Source organism: Dokdonella sp., from assembly GCF_017744955.1.
GTDB lineage: Bacteria > Pseudomonadota > Gammaproteobacteria > Xanthomonadales > Rhodanobacteraceae > Dokdonella_A.
The window spans coordinates 242,752-267,237 of the sequence record NZ_JAGIAG010000002.1 but is presented as its reverse complement, the minus strand read 5'-3'; the positions used below and the strand labels follow the sequence as shown (position 1 = coordinate 267,237).

Genomic DNA, 24,486 nt, shown 5'->3' with positions numbered 1-24,486 from the left:
GTCATGCGCAACGGACCAGTCTGGCTCACGTTCGTCGCCGCCGCCGTGATCTGGACGATCGCCTGGCTCGTGCGCAGCCGGCAACGCGTCGGACTGCTCAACTTCGTCGATCCCGCGCGCGTCGCCGATCGCGCCGGACTCGGGCGCTTCGCCGGCAACCTCCTGTACGTCCTCGGCGGCCTGATCGCGGCGTTCGGCGCGGCGGTCGGATCCGGGCTCGTCGACGACCGCATCGCCTCGTCCTTCCTGGTCGCGATGATCCTGGTGCTGGCCGCCTGGCTGTACCTCGGCGCGCAGAACTATCTGAAGCCGTGAGCGAAAAGAAAGCCTACCCGCTGCGCATCAGCGCGCCCGTGCTCGAGGCGGTGCAGCGCTGGGCCGACGACGATCTGCGCTCGCTCAACGCGCAGATCGAATACCTGCTGCGCGATGCGCTGCGCAAGGCCGGCCGCCTGAAGCCGGCGCAGAAGCCGAAGCTGATCGAGGACGATTCCGCGTGAGCCGTCTTCCGCCCGGCGGTACCGCGCTGCACCGACCGGCCGGCTCAGCGTCGATACATGCCGTCGTGATAGCGTTGGCGCCCGTTCGGCCGCGAGGCATCGCGGCGCCCGTCGCCCGGAGATTTCCCATGTCGATACGTGCCCTCGCCTGCATCCTGCTGCTCGCCGCCGCCAGTGCCCAGGCGGCCGCGCCCGCGAAGAAGAAGGCGCCGCCGGAAGCCCCGCCGCAGGAACTCGATGTCGACGCGATGGCGCGCGCCAAGGACGTCGACGCGCAGAAGACGCCGCCGCAGGACGCCGCGGCGGAAACCTCGACCGCCGCACCGGCCGACGCGGCAACGAGCGAGACGGCGAATGCCGAGCCCGCTGCGACCGAAGCGAAAACCGAAGCCGAGAAGGCCGAATCGCAAGACGCCCAATCCAAACCGGAGTCCGCATCGGCGGCGAGCAAGCCGAGCGAGAACGCCGCGCAGGACGCCGTCGCGCTGACGCCGCCGATCGACGCGAAGGAAAAGCGCCTCGCGACGTCCTGCGAATCGCGCTCGACGACGCTGCTCGACGCGGCGCAGAAAGGCGACTTCGCTGCCGCGACCAGGGACTTCGACGCGAAGATGCGCAGCGCGCTGCCGCCGGCCAAGTTCAAGGAGACCTGGAGTTCGCTGGCTCAGTTCGGCGCCCTGCAGGCGCGCGGCCAGGCGCACCCGGCCAAGGGCGAAGGCTACTTCATCGTGATGACGCCGCTGATCTTCGAGAAGACCACCCTGGTTGCCCAGGTCACCTGCGGCAGCGATGCGCGCATCGCCGGCTTCTACGTCAAGCCGTTGTCGGCCGTGCAGCCGTGAGCACCGGCGCCGCGCACCTTCGCTTCGCGGCGTGAGCGAACCCGCGCCGCCCGCCCGTTGCGATACACGGCAGCGCCTCGACGTGCTGCGCGAAGCCGCGCGGCTCGGCGTGCCGCACGACTACGGCCGCACGCGCGCGTTGCGCATCGTGCGCGAACCGCGCGAACTCGTCTGCGTCGGCGAGGACATCCATGCGCGCCACCAGTGGCTGGCGCCGCGCGCCGCGCGCGCCTTCGTGCGCCTGCGCGACGCCGCCGCGCACGACGGCGTCGAACTGCAACTCGTCTCGGCGTTCCGCTCGGCGGAGTACCAGCTCGGCATCTTGAAGCGCAAGCTCGAGCGCGGGCAGAGCGTGGAGGAGATCCTGCGCGTCAGCGCGGCGCCCGGCTACAGCGAGCATCACTCCGGTCGCGTCGTCGACCTGACCACGCCCGGCTACGCGGCGCTCGAAGAGGAGTTCGAGCATTCGCCGGCGTTCGCGTGGCTCGCGCGGCGCGCGCGCGAGTTCGGTTTCGTGCTGTCGTATCCGCGCGGCAACCGGCACGCCATCGCCTACGAGCCGTGGCACTGGTGCTGGCATGCGCGATCGTCTTCGCGCGGCGCTACCGCCTAAGTTTTTCCCGATCGAGACTCGCTTCCGAACGTCAGCATGCAGTGTCGGCAGCCGCGCGTCGCGCGCCACGGCCGCCGAACGAACGCTCTTCTCAGTCGAAGCCATCGCTGAAGAGGACGTCGCTGGGGCGCTCCACCTCGACGGCACCGATGTCGCACACCGCATTGCCGTCGGCGTTGCCGTCCTGCGGGCGTTCGATGCCGCGCGCATCGCGACGGGCACAGGCAGCGGCATCGCCGGCATCGACCAGCGGGCTTCCCGCCAGCGGCAGATGCACGGGAAGCACCGAATCGTAAAGGCCGAGCGGCGACAGTCGCGGATCGATGCCGATCAGGTCGCTTGTGGTGTGGAACGTGCACGAACCGGGCGCCTGCACCAAGTTGCGTTTGGTCGCCATCAGGTTCGGGGCGCCCAGCTCGCAATCGGAGGGAGTCTCCGGATGATCGAACCGATGATTGCCGGCCAGGACGCTGTTGCGGACCTGCAATTGGTTCGATCCGTCGAGCCACAGGCCACCGGCCTTGGTGTCCGAGGCGATTTCTCCGAACGTATTGCCGACGATGCTTACGTTGTTCAGCACTCCGTGCTCCATGCCGTAGATGTACAAGCCGCCGGCACTGCTGCGCGAGCGGTTCGCGCTGATGGTCGAATTGACCAGAACGAGGTCGAACAAACTTTCGACGGATAGTCCGCCGCCGCCGCTTGCCTGGGACTCTCCCGCGTCGTTTGCGGTGAAAGTCGACTCACGCGCTTCCACGTTGTAGCCGGAGGCGTATGCGCCGCCGCCCATTCCCACCGCGCGATTGCCGGCGACCAGGCTTTGAACGAACGACGCCGCGCCGGCGCTGACGGCGACGCCGCCACCGTTGCGCTGCGTGACGGAATCGGTCACCGCGACGCGCTCGAGCGCGACGTAGCCGCGGCGCACGAAGACCGCCCCGCCGCTCTCTGTGGTGCTGCCGTTGGTCAAGGTCAGGTCGTGCAACCCCCAGGTGAGGATCTGCGCGTTGGCGTTCTGTTCCGGGAACGTCATCACGCGCCCGTCCTGCGCGGCGTCGATGACGGTCTCGGCCATTCCGGCGCCGTAGAGGTTCATGCCGCCTGGATTGGATGTGCCGAAATCCAGCCCGCCCGGAACCTTGTAGTGGCCCGCCGGAACGAGGATGGCGCCCGGCTGGGCGACGGCCTGGTTCACCGCCTCGCGCAGCGAACAATCCTTCTCGTCGCATCGGCCGTCGTCGCCGTCTTCGGTCTTGGTCACCCGATGCACGGCGCTGCGCGACATCGAAAACTCGAGCACGGCGTCGTCGAAGACGAAGACGTAGGCGGCGACGAAGATCGAATAGGCAGTGTTCGCGCGCAGCTTCAGCCCGCGCACGAGGGATCCGCTTCCGACGCGCGCGCCGTCGTCGTTGCAGCCGCCCGGCACGTCGACGAACGCCCCCGGCTCGCCCTCGTAGACGGCGAGGATCGTGTCGTAGCCGGCGGTGTCCATGTCGACGTATTCGTCGGCATCGCCGGTGACGAATCCGAACCACAGGCCGTATTGGCCGGGACTCGCCGGATGGGACGACTGCCACCAGCAGAAGACGTCCGGATCGGTGTCGTCGGTGGTCGCGCTCACAATCTCCGGCACGGTCGCCGAAAACGGCAGCTCGGTGATCATGGTGCGCTCCGACCAGTGATCATTGGCTGGCGCGGCGTGGCCGATGCCGCAGACGCCCCAGGCGGCTGCGATCGCGCCGATGAATCGGTAGATGCCCATCGTCGTATTCCCTCACGCTTCGATTCGGAAGACACCCGCGCCGCCGCGGCTCGGGCCGGAGTCGGCCCCGCACTCCCGAGGACGGCGTCGGGGACGAGCGCTCGCAGTGCTCGGGGGGGGCGCCGCCGTCCGCAGGGTGCGGGGACCGGCATCGAATCTAGAGGGAGGACCGGCAGGTGTCGGCACGCGCCGGTAACGACGAGGTAACGCCGGAGTAACGCCGAAGAAAACATTGCGCTTTCTTCGTACTTACAGCTTCGTAGACCCGCGGACGGCGCGAAGCCGTCGGTGTCCGCGGCCCGGCCGGCGCCACCGCGGGGCGGCGCCGGCTCCCTTTTCCTACGGTTGGAAATTCAGCGTCGTGACCGACGCGGCGATCGCCGCGGAGGCCGGAATCGGCAGATCGTGGTAGTGGCCGGTCAGCCACAGCGGCAGCTGGTCGACGTAGTTCGGACTGCCGAGCACGCCGGAGTTGCCGCCCGGGATCACTTCCGTCGCGCCGATCGTCGCCGACATCTCGCCGACGAAGCGGCGCGCCGAGCCGGAGCCGAACATGAAGCCGTTCGCCGCATCCGCGCGCAGGTCGTAGTTGCCGACGTTGACGGTCTCCCACGCGCCGTCGCGCGCGATGCCGGGCAGGCCTTCGGCCAGATCGGTGAAGCCGTACGGGCTCGGAATGCCGTTCTGACCCGGCGCGCTGAACGGTCCGCCGAGCGGATGATCGAAAACGATGCGGTGCAGGCGGCCCCAGCGATAGTCGGCCAGGTTCGTCGAACCGGCGAAGGCCGGCGCGAACGCGTCCGAGCCGAGCGCGTCGAGCGATTCGCGCAGACTGTTCAACAGCACGATGTCGCGCTGGGTGGCGGCATCGTCGCTCTCCGCCGACGCGAAGAACGACAGCCCCGACGCGCTCTTCCCGCCCAGCGCGTCGAAGTTGTCCAGCACGAACTTGAGGCCGTTGAACGCGAGGCCCGCGCCCGGCAGGTGATCGCCGAGCCCGGCCTGGGTCAGCGTCGCGTCGACGGTGTCGCGCAAGGCGTGACTGCGCCAGCTCGCCCAGAGCGTCGCGGCGACGCTGGCGTCGATCTCGGCCTGGCCCGGCTGCGGCAGCGCGAGCGGATTGTCGCCGGCGTCGTAGCCCTGCGCGATGCCGGTCGGCGTCGAGTAGTCCCAGGCGCGCAGACGCTCGATCGCCTCGGCGACGTTCGCGGACGCCGCCAGCTGCGCGAGCGGCGCCGGCGCGTCGGCCGCCGTCGCGTGGTCGTAGGCGGCGAACAGATGCGGCAACAGCAGCTCCGCGTCGAGCGCCTTCGTGTTCGCCTGGAGCGCCTGCATGTCGGCCGGCGTGATCTTGTGACCGGCGCTCTTGAAGGCCTGGATCTCGCGGTCGATGCGCCCCATGCGCAGCGAGGACGCGCCGCCCCAGTCGAGGTAGTAGAGGCCGCCGCCGGGCCGCAGCTGGTTCAGCGGGTTGTTGTCGAGCGAGAAGCCGATCGGATCGTTGTTGGCATTCGCGAAATAGCCGCTCTGCGGATTGACGACGAACGGCATCTCGTCCGCCGGCAGGATCTCGAACGGCGTCGCCTGGTTCGGTTGCGGATGCGCGACCGGCATCCAGTCGTGCCCGAGCGCGCCGGAGCCGTCGCGGATCAGCCACGGCGGACGCCCGCCGCCGGGCGCGCCCTTGGTCTGCAGGTCCGTGCGCACCGGCGCTTCGGCACTGGTGAAGTAGGCGATGTTGCCGGCGGTGTCGGCGTAGGCGAAGTTCTGCGAGCCGAAATCGAAATAGGTCAGCGCATCGCGGAACTCGTCGAGATTCGACGCACGGTTGATGCGGCGGAACGATTCGATCTCCTGCGTCGCGCCGAAGCCGGTGTAGGCGATCGACAGGCCCTGCGCGTTGGCGCTGTCGATCTGCACGATCGGGCCGTTGTTGCGGCGGGGCACGACCAGCGTGAGCGCGCCGTTGGCGTAGCCGATCGACTCGTCGCGCACGACGTTGTCCGGCGTGCCGTCCATGCGGTTGACGTAGTAGCTCTGCAAGATCCACTGCAACGGCTCGTCGGCGCCGTCGTGCACGATCGCGACCGGCAGGCCGAAGCTGTTCAGGCGCAGCGTTTCCTGGAACACGTCGGTGACGTCGAGCGAGTTCGTGGTGGTGCCCCAGCACACGGTCTGGTTGCAGCCCTGGATCACGCCGGGTGCGCCGGGCACGGTCACGCCGGTGACGTCCATCGCGCGGCCGTCGCGCTTCTCGGCCGAGGACAGGTGCTGCTCCATGAACACCGGCGACAACGACAAGCCCAGGTGCGGATCGTTGGACAGGATCGGCTTGCCCGACGCGGTCAGGCTGCCCGACACCACCCATTCGTTGCTGCCGATCGGCGTGTCACGCCCGGCCAGCGCCTTCTCGAACAGCGGATTGCCGGCGATGCTGGCGCGGTAGGCGCGCGCAAGGTCGATCGTGACAGGATCGATGCGGCCGAGCGTCGGTGCGGCGGCCGCTTTCGGCGTCGCCGCCGACTTGCCCGCGCCGGGCTCGAAGCCGGGCACGGTGACGCGGTCGTCGGCCGGCGCGGAGCGATGCACGTCGCCGAAGAACAGCGCGGTGCCGTCGAATCCGCCGGCCTCGCCGGCTTGCTGGTATGCGCCGAGCTGGATCGTCGCGTCGATGTCGAGGTCGAAGGAAAGCTGGTACGCAAGACCCTTGCCGACGCACAGCGTGTCGACCGGCGTCCACGCGTCGGCGCGCGTCAGGTCGAGCGCGGCGTATTCGAGCGGCAGCGGATTGGTCGCCAGCCAGTGGTTCACGCCGGAAGCGTAGGCGGCGATCCAGCCGCGCGTGTCGTCCGACATCGCCGCCCAGCTGCGCTCGGCGGCGCGGCGCAGACCCAGCGTGCGCGCCTGCACGTCGTTGGCGAGCTGCGACTGGCCGACCAGCGCCGCCAGCGTGCCGCTGACCTGGCGCCGGGTCAGATCCATCTGGAAGAAGCGCGCCTGCGCATGGGCGTAGCCCTGCAGGAACGCGACGTCGTTGTCGCTCTGCGCCTGGATCGTCGGCATGCCGCGCGCGTCGAAGGAAATCTTTCCGGGCGCGCCGAGTTGCGGTGCCGAAACGGTCTGCGCGGCCGCAGAGGCCGAGAACGCGAGCGCGATGGCGACGGGCAACGCGCGCCGAACGATGGACGTGAACATGGATGGCCCCTTCTTCGAAATCCGACCGAACGATCGTTCGAACGAGTATGCGCCAAGGCGGGTGAAACCCCGTTGTGCAACGCATCGCGCTGGCACTTTCGCCGTGCCGCCGATTTCCGTCGCGCGGCCTATCGGTATTGCCGATCGCTCATCCTGTGCGCTCGGCAGCGGAGCGCCACGCGTACCAGGCCAGCGCGAGCCAACCGGCGATGAAAGCCACGCCTCCCACGGGAGTGATTGCACCGACTGCGCCCGGCACGCCCAGCGCGAGCGCATACAAGCTTCCGCAGAAGAGCGGCATTCCGATCGCGAACGCCGTGACGGCGACGCGCAGCGAACGCGCTTCGCTGTCGCGCGCCAGCACGCCGACGAGCAATACCGCCAGCGCATGCCAGAACTGGTAGTCGACCGCCGTACGCCAGATCGCCAGCGCGCGCTCGTCGAGACTCGCGCGCAACGCATGCGCGCCGAACGCGCCGAGCGCCACGGCCGTCGCACCGGCGACGCTTCCGATCAACAGTGCGCAACGGGCCGCTCTCACGACGTCACCTCTTCGGCATTCGCGACGTCGGGGTCTTCCGCGTCGGCGACGAAACGTCCCTGCCCGTCCAGCTCGGCGAACAGGCCGCCTTGCGCGACCAGCTCGGCGTAGCGACCCTGCTCGACCAGCTCGCCGTCCTTCAACACGAGGATCACGTCGGCATTGCGCACGGTCGACAAGCGGTGCGCGATGACGAAGGTGGTGCGGTTCTTGGTCAGCTTGTTCAAGGCGCGCTGGATGCGCGCCTCGGTGGCGTTGTCGAGCGCGCTGGTGGCCTCGTCGAGGATCAGGATCGGCGCGTTCTTCAGCATCGCGCGCGCGATCGACAGGCGCTGGCGCTCGCCACCCGACAACGAACGGCCGCGTTCGGCGACCAACGTCGAATAGCCGTCCGGCTTGACCACGATGAAGCCGTGCGCCTCGGCCGCCTCGGCGGCGAGCTGCAGTTCCTCGTCGGTGGCGTCCGGCTTGCCGATGCGCAGGTTGTCGGCGATCGAGCGATAGAACAGGCCGGGATCCTGGAACACCACCGCGATCTGTTCGCGCAGGCTGTGGATGTTGACGGTGCGGATGTCGATGCCGTCGATCGTGATGCGGCCCGCGTCCGGATCGTAGGCGCGATAGAGCAGGCTCAACGCGGTGGTCTTGCCGGCACCGGTCGGGCCGACGATCGCCGCGGTGCCTCCGGCCGGCACGCGGAACGAAAGATGCTTCAACGCCGGATGCGAGGCGTCGTAGCCGAAGGAGACGTCGTCGAACACGACTTCGCCCTGCGCCAGCGGCAGATCCGGCGCGCGCTTGTCGTCGCTGAGCACGGCCGGCGTGTCAAGCACGGCGAAGAAATCCTTCAGCGAGTGCGTCTGGAAGAACAAGCCGGAGATGAAGCCGGCGAACTGCTCCATGCGGCCGATCAGCTGCATCGAGAAGCCGACGAAGGTGACGATCGCGCCGACCGTGACCTCGCCCTTCACGTTGAGCGAGGTGCCGAGCGCGAAGATCGCGACGATCGTCAGCGTGCTCGCCGCGCGATTGGCGACCGACAGCCAGGCCCAGCCGCGCAGCACCGGGTACTGCGCGCTCAGCACCCGGCGCACCATGCTCTTGATCTCGGCCACCTCGGCCGAGATGCGCGAGAAGCTCTGCACCACCATCACGTTGCCGAACACGTCGCCGACGCGCTCGGAGATCGCGTGATGCAGTTGCTCCACCTCGCCCTGCGCCGCGTGCGTGCGGCGCATCGCGATCGCGTTGAACACGCCGAAGCTGAGCAGCAGCAGGATCATCAGCAGCGCGAGCTTCCAGTTCATCGACAGCGCCAGCGGCACCATCACCAGGATCGCCAGCACCGTCGCCAGATGCTCGCGGAAGAAGCCGAGCCAGAGCCCGAACAGGTTGCTGCTGCCGCCGTGCATGATGCGCAGCAGGCGCCCGGTGTGATGGCGGCCGTGGAACGCCAGCGGCAGGCCGATCGCGTGCTCGAAGAACTGCGCGATCACCGCCAGCCGGCGCCGATGCGCGAGGCGGTCGGCATAGAGCGACACCAGTACGCTGGCGGCGACACCGGCGAAGCCGACCCCGGCCCACCAGAGGATGTAGGTCCAGACGTGGCCGGGCTTGGTGCCGGCCAGCGCGTCGACGACGCGGCCGAACAGCCAGGGTTCGAGGAAGAACACGCCGGCGAGGGCGAGATTGGCCAAAGCCAGCAGCGCCGCCAGCCATTTTTCCGGCGCGAGCAAGGTGATGACGCGATAGTAGATGCGCAGGATGTCCACGACGTCTTCCTTCCGAGAAAACCCCGAGAAACCGCCACTCCGACGCCGTTTCGCTCGGCGACCGGCGCCGACGTCCGGATCGTGGACGGTGCCGCCGAAGCGCTTCCGACCCCGGAGCGCCTTCGAATGGCGGCGAATCCTAGCAAACGCCGACGCCCGAACATGTCGTTCATATTCGCCGGGCTAAGCTGCGACGCACACGTTTGCAGTCCGGAGACCGCACCCGATGCCGCGCCGATTCCGTCCAGTCGCAGTCGCCGCCTTGATCCTCGTCGCTGGCTGCGTCAGCACGCCGCGCGGACCGGGGCCCGGGCCGTCGCAGGAGCCGCCGCCGGTGTCGTCGTACGTCTCCGAACGCGACGCGGCGACGATCGCCGAAATGCGTGCCGCGCCGCCCACCGCGCCGGAACTCGTGCTCGGCAAGAACCCGTCCAGCGATCCCAACCGCCTCGCCGCGCAGGGCTTCGTGCGCGTCGGCACGGCGAACTACGCCGGTTCCGAAACGGTCGCGCGCGAGGAAGCGGATCGACAAGGCCAGGCCGTCGGCGCGGATCGCATCCTGCTGTATCCGCCGCTGCCGAGCGCGACCTCCGCCGCCGCCCCGGTCTGGAACGCCGCGTTCTACGTCCGCTTCAAGCTGCCCTTCGGCGCGACGTTCCGCGACCTCAAAGCCGAGGAACGCGCCGCGATCGGCCACGACGGCGGCGTGGAGATCGGCTCGGTGGTCGGCGGCACGCCGGCCTCGCGGGCGAACCTGCTGGCGGGGGATTTCGTCGTGCAGGTCAACGGCAAGCCGATCGCCGGCAAGAGCGCGTTCCAGAACCTGCTGAAGGCGAATGCCGGACGTACGGTCACGCTGACCATCGTACGAAACGGCGAAACCTTGCAACGCGTGCTGCGGCTCGGGTCTCTCGCGCCCGAATGACGGCGCGGCGACAACTCGCTTTCCTTCACGGCGGCCGGCCAGCGCGACCGCCGGCCTGGAGAACGGATCATGGCTGACAACCGGAATTCGAGGGCGGCCATACCGCCCGGCGCGCGTCCCGACCGTCTGGCAGGGCTTTCTCCGAGCGCGGTCACGCTGCTGCAGAACGTCAACACCGCCCTGGCGCGGCGCGACGCTCCCGAACTCCAACGCCGTCTCGCCGCGCTGGTGGCCCTCGCGCCATCCCATCCGGAAACACTGCGCATGCGCGCAGCGACGGCCTACCTGCAGGGACGCAACGACGAGGCCGTCGAGTTTCTGCGCCGCGTCGCGGCAGCCCGACCGAACGATGCCCAGGCCTCGTTCGACCTCGGCAACGCACTCGTGCGCAAAGGCGATTTCGAGGCGGCGATCGCGACGCTGCGCCGGGCGGCAGACCTGGATCCGACCAAGGCGGTCGCACTGCTCTCGCTCGCTCGGACCTACGAGCACCAGGGGGACATGGACGCCGCCGTCGCGGCACTCGAAGAAGCGATCGTTCGCGAACCGCCTCATCTGCCTGCGCGCGATCTGCTCGGGCGCGCGCTGCATTTCGCCGGACGCATCGCCGAGTCCGAAGCGGCGTACCGAAGCGCGCTGACGTTGTCCCCCGCCGCCGCCATGACCTGGTTCGGCCTGTCGACGCTGCGGACGCTCCGCTTCGGCGCCGACGATCTGGCGGCTCTGGAGGCACTGCGACCGGAGACGTTGCGCGAACACGAACGCGCGCCCGCCCTGTTCGCCTTGGCGAAGGCCTATGAGGACAATGACCGCTACGCCGACGCGTTCCGCACCTTCGAGGCCGCCAACGCGTTGCGGCGCAGGCAGCTGCACTGGGATTCGGCCGTGTTCACGGCGAACGTCACCGCCATCGAGCAGACGTTCGGTTCCCGGCCGGGCGAAGTCCCGGCCGACGCGGGACGCGGAGACGGCATCGTCTTCCTCGTCGGCATGCCGCGCTCGGGCTCCACGCTCGTCGAGCAAATTCTCGCTGCGCATCCCGACGTCGCATCCGGGGGCGAACTCGAAGACGTACGCGACCTCGTGCGCGACGAATCCCAGCGGCGCGGCAGCGACTTCCCCGCCTGGATCGACGACACGACGGACGCGGACTGGGCAGGGCTCGCCCGGCGATACCTCGATCGTACCGCCCATCTGCGCGGCTCGAAGCCGCGCTTCGTCGACAAGGCGCTGCTGAACTGGCGCTACGTCGGCGCGCTGCGCGCGATGCTGCCCGGCGCGCGCTTCGTCGACTGCAGACGCGATGCGCTCGAAACGTGCCTCGGCTGCTTCCGGCAATTGTTCGAGACCGAAATGGCTTTCACCTACGACCTCGGCGAACTCGCCGCGTTCTGGCGTGACTACGATCGCCTGATGCGCTTCTGGTCGGCGCGCGATCCGGAGGCCGTCTTCACGCTGTCCCACGAGAAGCTCGTCGCCGATCCGGAGGCGGAAATCCGGCGCCTGCTGGACTTCTGCGGCCTCCCGTTCGACGCCGCGTGCCTGCGCTTCCACGAGAGCCGCCGCGCGGTGCGCACGGCAAGCGCGGCGCAGGTGCGCGAGCCGTTGCGCAAGAACACGGCACGCGCGGAACGATACGGAACCTTGCTGGACCCGCTGCGGGCGATGCTGCGCACGTGAACGCACGGCGCGCGACCGCGCTCGGCGCATGCAGCGATGGCGAGGGTTTCAGCGGCTCGGCGAGCCGGACCTGATCCGCTGCCGGCGGAGGAGAATTCGACGCGAAACGCTGCGCCGCAAACGACGACGGCGGACCCGAGGCCCGCCGTCGTTGCGAACTGCAGGGCGACGCGAAGCGCCGCCCGCGACACCGCTTCCGTCAGGAAGCGGCGCCTTCTTCCTCGAGCGCCTTCATCGACAGGCGAATGCGGCCCTGCTTGTCGACTTCGAGCACCTTGACCTTGACGATGTCGCCTTCCTTGAGCTTGTCGGACACCTTCTCGACGCGCTCGTTGGAGATCTGCGAGACGTGCACGAGACCGTCCTTGCCCGGCAGGATCGTGACGAAGGCGCCGAAGTCCATCAGCTTGGCGACCTTGCCCTCGTAGATGCGGCCCGGCTCGACGTCGGAGACGATCTGCTCGATGCGCTTCTTGGCGGCGTCGCCGGCCTCGCGGTTGACCGAGGCGATGACGACGGTGCCGTCGTCGCTGATGTCGATCGTCGCGCCGGTCTCCTCCGTGATCGAGCGGATCGTGGTGCCGCCCTTGCCGATCACTTCGCGGATCTTGTCCGGGTGGATCTTCATCGTGATCAGGCGCGGCGCGTACTCGCTCATCTCGCTGCGCGAGGCGCTGATGACCTTGCCCATCTCGCCGAGGATGTGCAGACGGCCCTGCTTGGCCTGCGCCAGCGCGACCTTCATGATCTCCTCGGTGATGCCGTCGATCTTGATGTCCATCTGCAACGCGCTGATGCCTTCGGCGCTGCCGGCGACCTTGAAATCCATGTCGCCGAGATGATCCTCGTCGCCGAGGATGTCGGACAGGACGACGAACTGCTCGCCTTCCTTGACCAGACCCATCGCGATGCCCGCGACCGGCGCCTTCAGCGGCACGCCGGCGTCCATCATCGCCAGCGAGGAGCCGCACACCGACGCCATCGACGAGGAACCGTTCGACTCGGTGATCTCCGAGACCACGCGCAGCACGTACGGGAACGCTTCGATGGTCGGCTTGACCGCCTGCACGCCGCGCTTGGCGAGGCGGCCATGGCCGATCTCGCGACGCTTCGGCGCGCCGAAGCGGCCGGCTTCACCGACCGAGAACGGCGGGAAGTTGTAGTGGAACAGGAAGGCGTCCTTCGACTCGCCTTCCGGCGCGTCGATGATCTGCGCGTCGCGCGTGGTGCCGAGCGTGACGACGACCAGTGCCTGCGTCTCGCCGCGCGTGAACAGCGCCGAGCCGTGCGTGCGCGGCAGCACGCCGACGCGCGAGGTGATCGGGCGGATGTCGTCGAGCTTGCGGCCGTCGATGCGCACCTTGGTGGCGAGCACGGAATCGCGCAGCGTGCGGTATTCCAGCTCGCCGAATTCCTTGGCGAGATCGCCGGCGGCCCAGTTGCCGGCTTCGGCCTGGCCCTTGAGCGACTCGAACGTGTCGGCCTTGATCGCGGCGATCGCGTCGCGGCGCTGCAGCTTGTCGCGGATCTGGAACGCCTGCGCCAGCTTGTCGCCGACGGCGCCCTTGAGCGCGCCGATCAGCGCCTCGTTCTTGGCCGGAGCGACCCATGCCGAGGGCTTGGTGCCGGCTTCGACGGTCAGCTCGTTGATCGCATTGATCACGACCTGCATCGCCTTGTGGCCGAACACCACGGCACCGAGCATGACGTCTTCGCTGAGCAGCTTGGCCTCGGACTCGACCATCAGCACGGCGTTGGAGGTGCCCGCGACGACGAGGTCGAGATCGGAAGTCTTCAGTTCCGTCGCGGTCGGGTTCAGCACGTACTGGCCGTTCACGTAGCCGACGCGCGCGGCGCCGATCGGGCCCTTGAACGGAATGCCGGCCAGCGACAGCGCGGCCGAGGCGCCGATCATCGCCGGGACGTCGCCGTCCACTTCCGGATTGAGCGAGATCACCTGCGCGATGACCTGCACTTCGTTCTTGTATTCCTCCGGGAACAGCGGGCGCACCGGACGATCGATCAGACGCGAGGTCAGCGTCTCCTTCTCGGTCGGACGGCCTTCGCGCTTGAAGAAGCCGCCCGGGATGCGACCGGCGGAATAGAACTTCTCGACGTAGTCGACGGTGAGCGGGAAGAAGTCCTGCCCTTCCTTCGCTTTCGCCGCGGCCACGGCGGTGACCAGCACGACGGTGCCGTCGACGCTGACGACGACGGCGCCGGAAGCCTGGCGGGCGATTTCGCCCGTCTCCAGCGTGACCGTGTGATTACCGTACTGGAACGACTTGGTTACTTTCGCCACGAGTCTCTCCTGATGGGCGCTTAGCGGCGCAGGCCGAGACGTTCGATCAGCGATTTGTAGCGATCGCCGTCCTTGTTCTTCAGATAACCGAGCAGGCGGCGGCGCTGGTTGACCATCTTCAGCAGGCCGCGACGCGAGTGGTGGTCCTTGTCGTGGTCGGCGAAATGCTTGCTCAGGTGGTCGATGCGGGCCGACAGCAGGGCGACCTGGACTTCCGGCGAACCGGTGTCGTTGGTGCCGCGACCGAAGTCGGCGATGATCTTGGAGGTTTGTTCGTTGGACAGAGACATCTGCGTGAATCCTTGAATGCGGAAGCGAGACTTGCGAATGCCCACGAGGATCGTCGCGTCCGCGATGGCGCGGAGCGCACGGGCGAATCGCCCTGGGATTGACGTGGTCGTTCGCAAGCCCCGCAGGGGTTGGTCGGACGGAATGTTCGGAAGGGAACGGGCTATTTTAGCTGCCGGAGCGGTGTCGGAACAAGCAGTTAACCCTTCATGACACTGCCGCGGAGGCGTTGAAGCCGCGCAGCGGCCGCAACTGACCGGCGGCGACTTCCGCCAGCGCGACCGCGCGCCCGTTCGGGTCCAGGGCCACGCAGCGGCCCGGCGGGCCGGGCCAGTCGATCGCCTGCCCCTGACGCAGCCGCGTCGCCTGGGCTTCGTCCAGACGCGCCTGCGGGTAGCCGGCCAGGCCCTCCTCCAGCGGCAGCAACAGGGCGTCCAGGGCGGCCGGATCGGCCTCGGCCAGGCGGTTCAGCTCGTCCAGGGTGTGCATCCGCGGCGCCAGGAAAGGCTCGACCCAGGTCCGGCGCAGCACGGTCACGTGCGCCCCGCAGCCGAGCCGTTCGCCGAGATCGCGCACCAGGCTGCGCACGTAGGTCCCCGAACCGCATTCGACCCGCAGGCGCAGGCGGTCGCCGGCCCGATCGTGCAACTCGAAGCGATGCACCTCGACTTCGCGCGGCGCCGCCGCCACGTCCTCGCCGCGGCGCGCGCGCCGGTACAGCGGCTCGCCGCCCTGCTTCAGCGCCGAATAGACCGGCGGTACCTGGACGATGCGGCCGGTCAGCCCGGCCAGCGCGGCACGAATCGCCGCGTCGTCCAGCACCGGAACCTCGCGCCGCTCGACGACCTCGCCTTCGGCGTCGTCGGTGGTGGTGGTGAGGCCCAGACGCGCCTCGGTCTCGTAGGCCTTGCGCGAACCGAGCAACAGGCCGGCGATCTTGGTCGCCTCGCCGAAACACAGCGGCAGCAGGCCGGTCGCGAGCGGATCGAGGCTGCCGGTGTGTCCGCCCTTCTCGGCGCGCAAGAGTCGCCGCACCTTCTGCAACGCGGCGTTGGAACTCAGGCCTTGCGGCTTGTCCAGCAGCAGGATGCCGTGCAGGTCGCGCCAGGAAATCTTTCGGTTCGGAACGCTTTCGTCTACCGGCACGAGCTTCGATCAATGCGACGCGCGAAATTGCGCGCGCATTCTAGCGGGAGTGTCGGGCGACGAAAGGAAAGCGGAAGCCGGACGCGGATCGACGCGGATCCGCACGGATAAAGCTCCAGCCCTATTTTCCCGCTCTATCCGCGCCATCCGCGTCCGACGCTTTTCCATCAATCAGTTCCGGCCGGAGGCGAGGAAAAGGAACAAGCCGACGATGGCGACGACGGCGACCAGTCCGCGCACGATCCAGTGCACCTGGCCGGCGAGCAGCCAGGTCGTCGCGACCTTGCCGCCGGTCTTGGCGATGTCGGCGGCGTTGCCGCCGTGGATCGCGCCACCGCTCTGGGCAGGAGCCGCGATCGGATGACCGCAACTCGGACACGCCGGCGCCTTGTCCGACACCTCACGCGCGCATTCGGGGCATTTCATCAGGGCCATGGCCAGGACTCCAAAGGCAGGATCTCTCAGGATTGAACGGGACGCAGCACGATCTCGACGCGGCGGTTCTTCTGCCGGCCTTGCGGATCGTCGCTGCCGTCGGCGTGCGTATTGGATGCCACCGGCTGCTTCTCGCCGAAGCCGCGCACGTCGAACGCGCGCGCCGGCGAGCCGTCGCGCTCGTGCAGGTAGCGGTGCACCGTCTCTGCGCGGCGGCGCGACAGCCCGTCGTTGTAGGCGTCGTCCCCCTTGCTGTCGGTATGTCCGTTGACGGCGACGCCGCGCGCCGGAAACGCGGCGAGCAGGCCGACGATGCGATCGAGCACCGGCAACGCATCCGCGCGCAGGTCGGACTTGTCGAAATCGAACAGCACGTCGCCCGGCAGGTCGACGACGATCGCGCCCTGCGCATCGGGGCGCGCCTGCAGTTCGCCGAGCATCTTGCGCGTGGCGTCGAGGCGCTCCGGCGGAACGTCGGCCAGCGCGAACTCGGATTTCGGAACCGCCGCAGGAGCCAGACTCGAAGCCGGACCGCCGGTCGCGGTCGTCGACGCGATGCCCTTTTCCTGCCACAGCGATTGCGGCTGCGGCGATTCGCTCCAGGTCGAAGCCCGCTCGCCGAGCCGGGTCGGCACGCGCTCGACGATCAACTGGGCCTGCGCGGACGCGCCGAACAGCGCCGCCGCGAGCAATACGATGCGCACGACTCAGCCCGACGTTAGCGGAACGTCGATGCTGAGGCCCGGCCCGTTGGTATCGCTGCCGGCACGCCCTTCGTTGAAGACCAGCTTGATCTTCTTCGACTCCGGCGCGACACGGCCGAGGAAGACCAGCCGCCCCTGCATGGTGTCGCCGCGCGAGATGCGCAGGTTCGGATTGTCTTCCGGGCTGCGCAGCGGATATTTCTGCCCGCTCTCGTCCTGCAGGTAGGTGCCGCTGTCCGAATAGGCCAGCTCGAGAAAACTCGTCTCGCCGCTGTAGGACGCGCTGACGGTGACCAGGGTCACGTCCTCGGCGGCGACCACCTCCTTGACGCGCACGACGACGCCGACGGCGGCGGTGGCCTGCACGTTGGAAGGAATCGCCAGCTTGGTACCGGCTGCGTCGGCGGCCTGTCCGTCCGCCGCCGTCGCCGGCGACGCCGCGACACCGATCGAAAGCCCGAGGGCAAGCACCGTGGAAATCGTCCGCTTCGTCATGAATCCTCCTGTGATTGCGCGCCATCGACGCGCCGCCGAGACCGTTCGGCGGTGCTAGCGTAGAGGAAGGCGGCGACGCGGAGATTAAAACGGCGTTGCGGCGGCGTTAGAAATGGATTCGCGGCGGCCCGGCGCGCGGGCGCGATCAGTCGTGCGAGTCGCCGCGCAGCAGGGACTCGATGCGTTCGCCCTTGTCGACCGAATCGTCGTAGCGGAAACGCAGCTCCGGCACGCGACGCAGCTTCATCGAGCGCGACAACTCGCGGCGGAATTCCTTCGCCAGCTCGTTCAGCGCGGCGGTCGCCTTGATGCCCTCGTCGCCGATCAACGTGGTCACGTAGACGGTGGCGACGTCGAGATCCTTGGTGACCTCGACGTCGGACACGCTCACCGACGGCAATCCGTATTCGCGCGCGGCCGCGTGCACGAGCACGGCCAGCTCGCGCCGGAGTTCGGCGGAGACGCGGTCGGAGCGGTTGAAGGACTTCGCGGGCATAAGGTTGGGAATGAGTGGAGAAGAACGAGAAACGAGTGGAGGCAAGACCGGAACGCATCACTCGTTCCTCACTCCTCTCCACCCGTTCCTCATTTCACAGCGTCCGCGCGACCTCGATACGCTCGAAGCACTCGATCTGGTCGCCCGGCTTGACGTCGTTGTACTGCTTGACGCCGATGCCGCACTCGGTGCCGTTGCGCACTTCGTCGACGTTCTCCTTGAAGCGGCGCAGCGATTCGAGTTCGCCCTGGAAGATCACCGTGTTGTCGCGCAGCACGCGGATCGGCTTGTGCCGCTTGACCGTGCCTTCGACCACCATGCAGCCGGCGATCGCGCCGAACTTCGACGAGCGGAACACGTCGCGCACCTCGGCCACGCCGATGATCTCTTCGCGCACCTCGGTGCCGAGCAGGCCGGTGGCGACCTGCTTCACCTGGTCGATCACGTCGTAGATGATCGAGAAGTAGCGCAGATCCAGGCCGTTCGCCTCGATGATGCGCCGCGCGGAAGCGTCCGCACGCACGTTGAAGCCGATGATCGTCGCCTTCGAGGTGACCGCCGAGTTCGCGTCCGACTCGGTGATGCCGCCGACGCCGGAGATGATCACGTTGACCTTGATCTTGTCGGTCGTGATCGCCGTCAGCGCCTCGCGCAGCGCTTCGGCCGAACCCTGCACGTCGGCCTTGACGACCAGGTTCAGGGTCAGCTGGCCGGTGCCCTCGCCCATCTGCGCCATCAGGTCTTCCATGCGGTTGCCGGCCTGCTTGACCAGGCGCGACTCGCGCCGCTTGTGCTGGCGCTGCAACGCGACTTCCTTGGCCAGGCGCTCGTCGGCGACGACGACGAAGTCGTCGCCCGCCTGCGGCACGCCGGAGAGACCGAGCAACTGCACCGGAATCGACGGACCGGCCGACTCGACCTGACGGCCGGCTTCGTCGAACAGCGCGCGCACGCGGCCGTACTCGATGCCGCAGACGAGGAAGTCGCCCTTCTTCAGCAGACCCTGCTGCACCAGCACGGTCGCAACCGGGCCGCGGCCCTTGTCGAGGCTGGCTTCGATGACCGCGCCGCTGGCGCGGCCGTCCGGCACGGCGCGGAGGTCCATCACCTCGGCCTGCACGGTGATCGCGTCGAGCAGGTGGTCGACGCCGTCGCCGGTCTTCGCCGACACCGGCACGAACTGCACGTCGCCGCCCCACTCTTCCGGCACGACTTCGTACTGCACGAGTCCCTGCTTGACCGTGTCCGGATTCGCTTCCGGCTTGTCCATCTTGTTCATCGCGACGATCAGCGGCACCTTCGCCGCGCGCGCGTGCTGGATCGCCTCGATCGTCTGCGGCATCACGCCGTCGTCGGCGGCGACGACCAGGACGACGATGTCCGTCGATTGCGCGCCGCGGGCGCGCATCGACGAGAACGCGGCGTGGCCGGGCGTGTCGAGGAAGGTGATGACGCCCTTCGGCGTCTCCACGTGATAGGCGCCGATGTGCTGGGTGATGCCGCCGGCCTCGCCCGAGGCGACCTTGGTACGGCGGATGTAGTCGAGCAAGGACGTCTTGCCGTGGTCGACGTGGCCCATGATCGTGACCACGGGCGGACGCACGGACCTCTCGCCCTCGTCGCCGGCCTGCTGCGCGAGCAGGGTCGTCTCCGCGCTGGTGTCCTCGGCCGCATTGACCTTGTGGCCGAGTTCCTCGGCGACGAGCACGGCGGTGTCGTGATCGATCGACTGGTTGATCGTGACCATCACGCCCATCTTGAACAGTGCCTTGACCACGTCGGCGCCCTTGATCGCGAGCTTGGCCGCGAGATCGGCGACGGTGATCGATTCGCCGACCGCGATTTCGCGCACGACCGGCGCGGTCGGTCGGGAGAACGCATGCGCCGGACCCGAGCGCGACTGCTCGGCGACGCGCGTCTTCGGCCGCTTGCGGCCGCCGCGTCGCGCCGCGCCTTCCTGCGACAGATGCAGCTCGTTGCCGAAGTAGCGGTTGCCGCCGGCTTCGTCGCCGCCGTCGTCGCGCATGCGGTGCGAGCCGTGCGTCTTGGTCTTGTGGCGATGGCCGGCACCGTCCTGCGCCGCAGGCACGCCTTCGCGCGGCTCGCGGGCGCGGTCCACCGGCGGACGCGGAGGCGTCGCGGCGGGGCGCTCGGCCGCTCCCGTGGCCGGTGCGGGCGCCGCGGGAGCGGCCGCCGCTTCCTCGGGCTGCGCGACGGGCGGCTTCGCCTCTTCCTCGAGGCGGCGCTTCTCCTGGTCGGCCGCGGCGCGGCGCGCGTCTTCGGCGGCGCGCAGCTTGGCGTCCTCTTCCTGGCGACGGCGTTCGGCTTCGACGCGCACCTGCTCCTCGGCCTCGCGCTTCTGCTGCGATTCACCGAGCTTGCGGATCGCCTCTTCGCGTTCCGGGTCGATCTGCGCCTGCGTCTCTTCCTCGACCACGCTGCGCTTGACGTAGGTGCGCTTCTGGCGCACCTCGACGTTGACCGTCTTGGCGCTGGCGCCGCGCTGGCCCGGCACCACGGTGATCTCGCTCACCGTACGTCGCTTCAGCGTGATCTGGCGCGGTGCCGCACTCGTCTCGACCGGCGCCTCGTCCTTCTTGCCGTGCGTACGACGCAGGAAGCCGAGCAGCTTCACCTTCTCGGTGCTGCTGATGACCTGATCCGGGTCGGAAAACTTCATGCCCGCCTCGCCGAGCTGCGTGAGCAGCTTGTCGACCGGCGTGCCGAGAACCTTGGCCAGTTGCTTGATGGTGACGTCCGACATCGATTGGTTACTCCGTGGCTCGTGCGATTCGCTTCTACTACCGCCTCGCACGAGCGGCCATTTCTCTACTTCGGCGACGGCGCCCGAACGGCGTCGCGTACCCGCGCCTGGCGAAGGCGATATCCGCTTATGAAGCCTCGCGTGCGGCCATGATCAGCGCCGCGGCGCGGTCTTCGTCGATGCCCTCGATGCCGAGCTCGATGAACTCGTCGGTGGCGAGGTCGGCGAGGTTCTCGCGCGTGACGACGCCGTGCGACGCCAGCTCGAACGCGAGGCTCTCGTCCATGCCCTCGACCGTGAGCAGATCGTCCGCCGGCTTGTGCTCTTCCATGCCCTCTTCGACCGCCAGCGCGTCCGTCAGCAGGGCGTCGCGCGCACGTGCGCGCAGCTCCTCGACGATGTCCTCGTCGAAACCCTCGATGCCGAGCAGCTCGGCGGTCGGCACGTAGGCGATTTCCTCGACGGTCGAGAAGCCTTCCTGCACCAGGATCTGCGCGATCTCCTCGTCGACCTCGAGCTTGCTGGTGAACAGCTGGCGCGCCGCGTCCTGCTCCGCCTCGCTCTTCTGGCGCACCTGGTCGGCGGTCATCACGTTGAGCTGCCAGCCGCTGAGCTTGCTGGCCAGACGCACGTTCTGGCCGCCGCGGCCGATCGCCTGGGACAGCTTGTCCTCGGCGACGGCGATGTCCATCGAGTGCTTTTCCTCGTCGACGATGATCGACTGCACTTCGGCAGGAGCCATCGCGTTGATCACGAACTGCGCCGGCGCTTCGTTCCACAGCACGATGTCGATGCGCTCGCCATTCAGCTCGTTCGACACCGCCTGCACGCGCGAACCGCGCATGCCGATGCAGGCGCCGATCGGATCGGTGCGATGGTCGTGCGCGATCACCGCGATCTTGGCGCGATCGCCCGGGTCGCGGGCGCAGGCCTTGATCTCGACCAGTCCCTGGCCGACTTCCGGCACTTCGAGCTTGAACAGCTCCATCATCAGTTCCGGCGCCGTGCGCGAAACGAACAGCTGCGGTCCGCGCGGCTCGGACTTCACTTCGTACAGGTAGCCGCGCAGGCGGTCGCCGGCGCGCACCGCTTCGCGCGGGATGGCGCGGTCGCGCGGCACGTAGGCTTCGGCGTTGCCGCCGAGGTCGAGGAACACCGCGCCGCGCTCGACGCGCTTGACGATGCCGGTGATCAGTTCGCCGACGCGATCCTTGTAGGCGTCGACGACCTGGGCGCGCTCGGCTTCGCGCACGCGCTGCACGATGACCTGCTTGGCCGCCTGCGCCGAGATGCGGCCGAAATCCGGGTTCTCGATCTGCTGCTCGACGAAGCCGCCGACGTCGACGCCGGGCGCCTCGTCGGCTGCGTCCATCAGGCGGATCATGCGGTCCGGCGACTCCATCACGATGTCGTCGGGCACGACTTCCCAGCGGCGGAAGGTCTCGTACTCGCCGCTGTCGCGGTCGATCGTGACCCGCACGGAGACGTCCTCTTCCGCATAGCGCTTCTTCGCGGCAGACGCGAGCGCGGCTTCCATCGCTTCGAAGATCACGCCTTTCGGCACGCCCTTCTCGTTGGCGACGGCATCAACGACCAACAACAGTTCTTTGCTCATACCCGACTCCTTCGCGCCCGCGGCGTGCGGACGGAATGGTTCTGATCTTCGCCCCGCTCGTCGCGCCGATCGCGCGAGATGCGGGAATCAACGACGACTTTCAACTCTTCTTCTTGCGCGCGGCGGGCTTGCCGCCCTTGCCGCCCTCGGGCCGCGCCGGCGCGAGGCCGAGCGCCACGTAATCCGGTACCAGATGCGCCTTCGCCACGTTCGCGTGCGCGATCGCGACCGGCGTGCCGTCCTGGTCGACGACGATGCGGTCGCCTTCCACCGCGACGATCCTGCCCTGGAAGCGGCGGCGCCCGTCGAGCGGCAGGTTCACGGTGACCTTCGCCGACTCGCCGACGAAGCGCGCGAAATGCTCGAGCGTGAACAGCGGCCGCTCCAGCCCCGGCGAGGACACTTCCAGCGTGTAGCGCCCGGCGACCGGGTCGTTGACGTCGAGCAGGGCCGAAACCTCGCGGCTGACGCGTTCGCAGTCGTCGATGGTGACGCCGCGCTCCGGCTCGTCGATGTAGACGCGCAGCAGGCTGCCCCCCGCGTTCGGGCTGAACTCGATGCCGATCAGTTCCAGACCGAGGTCGGCGATCGTCGGCGCCAGCAGTTCGTTGAGATCTGCGCTCAAGATGGGGAAGACGGTCCGAAAAAAAGAAACAAAAAATGGGCACGAGGCCCATTCCGTAGTTCGCCGTTGTGTCGCATCCAACATTCGGCGAGCTGTCCGAGGACAGTCGGCGCGCTCCTTGCGCCTGGTCAGAAAAAAGGCCGCTCTAGGCGGCCTTCTCCCTTAGACCTCAGTGGTAGCGGGGGTAGGATTTGAACCTACGACCTTCGGGTTATGAGCCCGACGAGCTGCCAGACTGCTCCACCCCGCACCGAGCTGTCTAGTGTAACGGCAGCGCCTTTGAATGTCGATATGTCCGCATCGAATTATTTCGCGACCGCCGCGAAGGCGCTGTTGCACCATTCCAGCAGCGGGCTCCAGGCGATGCCGAGCGCCAGCAGGGCGAGGCCGTTCAGCGACAGGCTCCAGCGGAATGCGCGATCCGGCGGCAGCGCCAGCGGCGCGTCGTCGGCCGGCTCGTCGAAGTACATGACTTTCACCACGCGCAGGTAGTAGTAGAGGCCGACGATGGCGAACACGATCGCCACGATCGCCAGCCACAGCTGGCCGGCGTCGATCGCCGCCTTCAGCACCATCAGTTTGGCGAAGAAGCCGAACAGCGGCGGCACGCCGGCGAGCGAGAACATCGTGATCGCCATGATGCCGGCATACCACGGGTTGCGCTGGTTCAGACCCTTGAAGTCGTCGATCTCCTCGGCCTCGAAGCCGGCGCGCGCGAGCAGCAGGATCATGCCGAACGCGACCGCCGCCATCAGCGCGTAGCTGATCGCGTAGAACATCGCCGCGGCGTAGCCGCTGGCGCTGCCGTTGACGAAGCCGAGCAGCAGGAAGCCGACGTGCGAAATCGTCGAGTAGGCGAGCATGCGCTTCAGGTTCGTCTGCGCGATCGCGAACAGGTTGCCGACCGCCAGGGACAGCACGGCGAGCCAGGCCAGCATCAGCGTCCATTGCCCGTGTAGGCCGCCCATGCCGCCCTCGAGCAGGCGGTAGGCCATGCCGAACGCGGCGAGCTTCGGCGCCGAGCCGATGAAGACGGTGATCGCGGTCGGCGCGCCCTGGTAGACGTCCGGCAGCCACATGTGGAACGGCGCCGCGCCGAGCTTGAACGCGATGCCGACGACCAGGAAGACCAGGCCGAACGCGAGCAAGGTGCGATGCGGGCTGTTGGTCGAGAAATCGGCGACGGCGTGGATCTTGGCCAGATCCAGCGTGCCGGTCGCGCCGTAGATCATCGACATGCCGTACAGCAGCAGGCCGGACGCCAGCGCGCCGAGCACGAAGTACTTGATCGCGGCTTCCGACGAGGCGGCCGAATCGCGGTTCAGCGCGACCAGCGCGTAGGAACTCAGCGTCAGCAGTTCGAGGCCGAGATAGACCGTGACCAGGCTGCCGGCCGAGACCAGCAGCATCATGCCGAGCGTGGCGAACAGGAGCAGCAGATAGAACTCGCCGATGAACAGCTTGCGGTCGCGCAGGTAGCTGCGGCCGTACAGGAAGACCAGGCCGGTCATCAGCAGCACGAACAGCTTCAGCACGCCGGCGACGCCGTCGCTGACGAACATGTCGTTGAACGCGGGCACGCTCTGCCCCGGCGCCGGAATGCCGCAGTAGACGAGCGCCGCGGTCGCCGCCAATGCGAGCAGCGACAGCCAGTGCGTGACGTCGCGCTGCGCCGCCTTCAGGAACAGGTCGATCAGCAGGATCGAGCAGGTCGCGCCGAGCAGGAACAGCTCGGGCCGCAGCGTCACGAGATCGGCGGGGTTGAATTGGATCATCTCGGACG

21 protein-coding genes and 1 tRNA gene are annotated in these 24,486 nt (G+C 68.3%); 6 read left to right on the top strand and 16 right to left on the bottom strand.

The genetic code is table 11. The annotated features are described in order from the left end of the window. Window positions 1-3: 3 nt before the first annotated feature. The 4 genes from J7520_RS06275 to J7520_RS06260 all read left to right on the top strand — a co-directional run bounded on the left by J7520_RS06275 (window position 4) and on the right by J7520_RS06260 (window position 1,955). Window positions 4-315 carry a hypothetical protein gene (locus tag J7520_RS06275; protein ID WP_291185472.1) on the top strand — a complete coding sequence of 104 codons (312 nt, stop codon included), beginning with the start codon at window positions 4-6 and terminating at the stop codon, window positions 313-315. Next, window positions 312-500 (top strand): Arc family DNA-binding protein, encoded by a 189-nt coding sequence (locus tag J7520_RS06270; RefSeq protein WP_291185469.1) that lies wholly within the window; start codon window positions 312-314, stop codon window positions 498-500. The genes J7520_RS06275 and J7520_RS06270 overlap by 4 nt, the downstream gene beginning before the upstream one ends. 128 nt (window positions 501-628) lie before the next feature. Further along, window positions 629-1,342: a DUF3887 domain-containing protein gene (locus J7520_RS06265; protein ID WP_291185466.1), complete on the top strand. Its 714-nt coding sequence runs from the start codon at window positions 629-631 to the stop codon at window positions 1,340-1,342. 31 nt (window positions 1,343-1,373) lie between these two features. Beyond that, window positions 1,374-1,955: a M15 family metallopeptidase gene (locus tag J7520_RS06260; RefSeq protein WP_291185463.1), complete on the top strand. Its 582-nt coding sequence runs from the start codon at window positions 1,374-1,376 to the stop codon at window positions 1,953-1,955. Window positions 1,956-2,046: 91 nt separating this feature from the next. Here J7520_RS06260 and J7520_RS06255 read toward each other — a convergent pair whose 3' ends face one another. The 4 genes from J7520_RS06255 to J7520_RS06240 form a co-directional block, all read right to left on the bottom strand. Then, window positions 2,047-3,720 (bottom strand): CSLREA domain-containing protein, encoded by a 1,674-nt coding sequence (locus J7520_RS06255; protein ID WP_291185461.1) that lies wholly within the window; start codon window positions 3,718-3,720, stop codon window positions 2,047-2,049. A gap of 339 nt (window positions 3,721-4,059) precedes the next feature. After that, window positions 4,060-6,915, bottom strand: a complete 2,856-nt coding sequence (locus J7520_RS06250) for a penicillin acylase family protein (RefSeq protein ID WP_291185458.1) — start codon at window positions 6,913-6,915, stop codon at window positions 4,060-4,062. A 148-nt stretch (window positions 6,916-7,063) separates the two neighbouring features. Continuing rightward, window positions 7,064-7,402 (bottom strand): DUF423 domain-containing protein, encoded by a 339-nt coding sequence (locus tag J7520_RS06245; protein WP_291185456.1) that lies wholly within the window; start codon window positions 7,400-7,402, stop codon window positions 7,064-7,066. Window positions 7,403-7,452: 50 nt separating this feature from the next. After that, window positions 7,453-9,228 (bottom strand): glucan ABC transporter ATP-binding protein/ permease, encoded by a 1,776-nt coding sequence (locus J7520_RS06240; RefSeq protein ID WP_291185454.1) that lies wholly within the window; start codon window positions 9,226-9,228, stop codon window positions 7,453-7,455. A gap of 262 nt (window positions 9,229-9,490) precedes the next feature. On the opposite strand from J7520_RS06240, the gene J7520_RS06235 reads away from it, so the two are divergent. Together J7520_RS06235 and J7520_RS06230 are read left to right on the top strand one after the other, a co-directional pair. Then, window positions 9,491-10,153: a PDZ domain-containing protein gene (locus tag J7520_RS06235; RefSeq protein ID WP_291185452.1), complete on the top strand. Its 663-nt coding sequence runs from the start codon at window positions 9,491-9,493 to the stop codon at window positions 10,151-10,153. A gap of 69 nt (window positions 10,154-10,222) precedes the next feature. Beyond that, window positions 10,223-11,833 (top strand): tetratricopeptide repeat-containing sulfotransferase family protein, encoded by a 1,611-nt coding sequence (locus tag J7520_RS06230; protein ID WP_291185450.1) that lies wholly within the window; start codon window positions 10,223-10,225, stop codon window positions 11,831-11,833. Window positions 11,834-12,032: 199 nt separating this feature from the next. On the opposite strand, the gene pnp is transcribed toward J7520_RS06230, so the two are convergent. From pnp to nuoN, 12 genes are all read right to left on the bottom strand, one after another. After that, entirely contained in the window at window positions 12,033-14,135 is a 2,103-nt protein-coding gene (pnp, locus tag J7520_RS06225; protein WP_291185447.1) for a polyribonucleotide nucleotidyltransferase, read from the bottom strand. Between the two features lie 20 nt (window positions 14,136-14,155). After that, entirely contained in the window at window positions 14,156-14,425 is a 270-nt protein-coding gene (gene rpsO, locus J7520_RS06220) for a 30S ribosomal protein S15 (RefSeq protein WP_291185445.1), read from the bottom strand. 205 nt (window positions 14,426-14,630) lie between these two features. Next, window positions 14,631-15,569 (bottom strand): tRNA pseudouridine(55) synthase TruB, encoded by a 939-nt coding sequence (truB, locus tag J7520_RS06215; RefSeq protein WP_291185442.1) that lies wholly within the window; start codon window positions 15,567-15,569, stop codon window positions 14,631-14,633. A gap of 171 nt (window positions 15,570-15,740) precedes the next feature. Continuing rightward, a complete protein-coding gene (locus tag J7520_RS06210) occupies window positions 15,741-16,004 on the bottom strand; it encodes a zinc-ribbon domain-containing protein (RefSeq protein WP_291185439.1) in 264 nt (87 codons plus the stop codon). Between the two features lie 26 nt (window positions 16,005-16,030). After that, window positions 16,031-16,708: an OmpA family protein gene (locus tag J7520_RS06205; RefSeq protein WP_291185436.1), complete on the bottom strand. Its 678-nt coding sequence runs from the start codon at window positions 16,706-16,708 to the stop codon at window positions 16,031-16,033. A 3-nt stretch (window positions 16,709-16,711) separates the two neighbouring features. Further along, window positions 16,712-17,203: a hypothetical protein gene (locus tag J7520_RS06200; RefSeq protein WP_291185432.1), complete on the bottom strand. Its 492-nt coding sequence runs from the start codon at window positions 17,201-17,203 to the stop codon at window positions 16,712-16,714. A gap of 145 nt (window positions 17,204-17,348) precedes the next feature. Beyond that, the gene (gene rbfA / locus J7520_RS06195) at window positions 17,349-17,699 is read right to left on the bottom strand and encodes a 30S ribosome-binding factor RbfA (RefSeq protein WP_291185430.1); all 351 of its coding nucleotides are present in this window, start codon (window positions 17,697-17,699) and stop codon (window positions 17,349-17,351) included. Between the two features lie 94 nt (window positions 17,700-17,793). Next, a complete protein-coding gene (gene infB / locus J7520_RS06190) occupies window positions 17,794-20,463 on the bottom strand; it encodes a translation initiation factor IF-2 (RefSeq protein ID WP_291185428.1) in 2,670 nt (889 codons plus the stop codon). A gap of 127 nt (window positions 20,464-20,590) precedes the next feature. Further along, entirely contained in the window at window positions 20,591-22,078 is a 1,488-nt protein-coding gene (nusA, locus tag J7520_RS06185) for a transcription termination factor NusA (protein WP_291185425.1), read from the bottom strand. 100 nt (window positions 22,079-22,178) lie between these two features. Further along, window positions 22,179-22,703: a ribosome maturation factor RimP gene (gene rimP / locus J7520_RS06180; protein ID WP_291185422.1), complete on the bottom strand. Its 525-nt coding sequence runs from the start codon at window positions 22,701-22,703 to the stop codon at window positions 22,179-22,181. Between the two features lie 173 nt (window positions 22,704-22,876). Continuing rightward, a tRNA-Met gene (locus J7520_RS06175) sits at window positions 22,877-22,953 on the bottom strand. A gap of 55 nt (window positions 22,954-23,008) precedes the next feature. After that, window positions 23,009-24,478, bottom strand: a complete 1,470-nt coding sequence (gene nuoN, locus J7520_RS06170) for an NADH-quinone oxidoreductase subunit NuoN (RefSeq protein WP_291185421.1) — start codon at window positions 24,476-24,478, stop codon at window positions 23,009-23,011. Window positions 24,479-24,486: the final 8 nt, after the last annotated feature.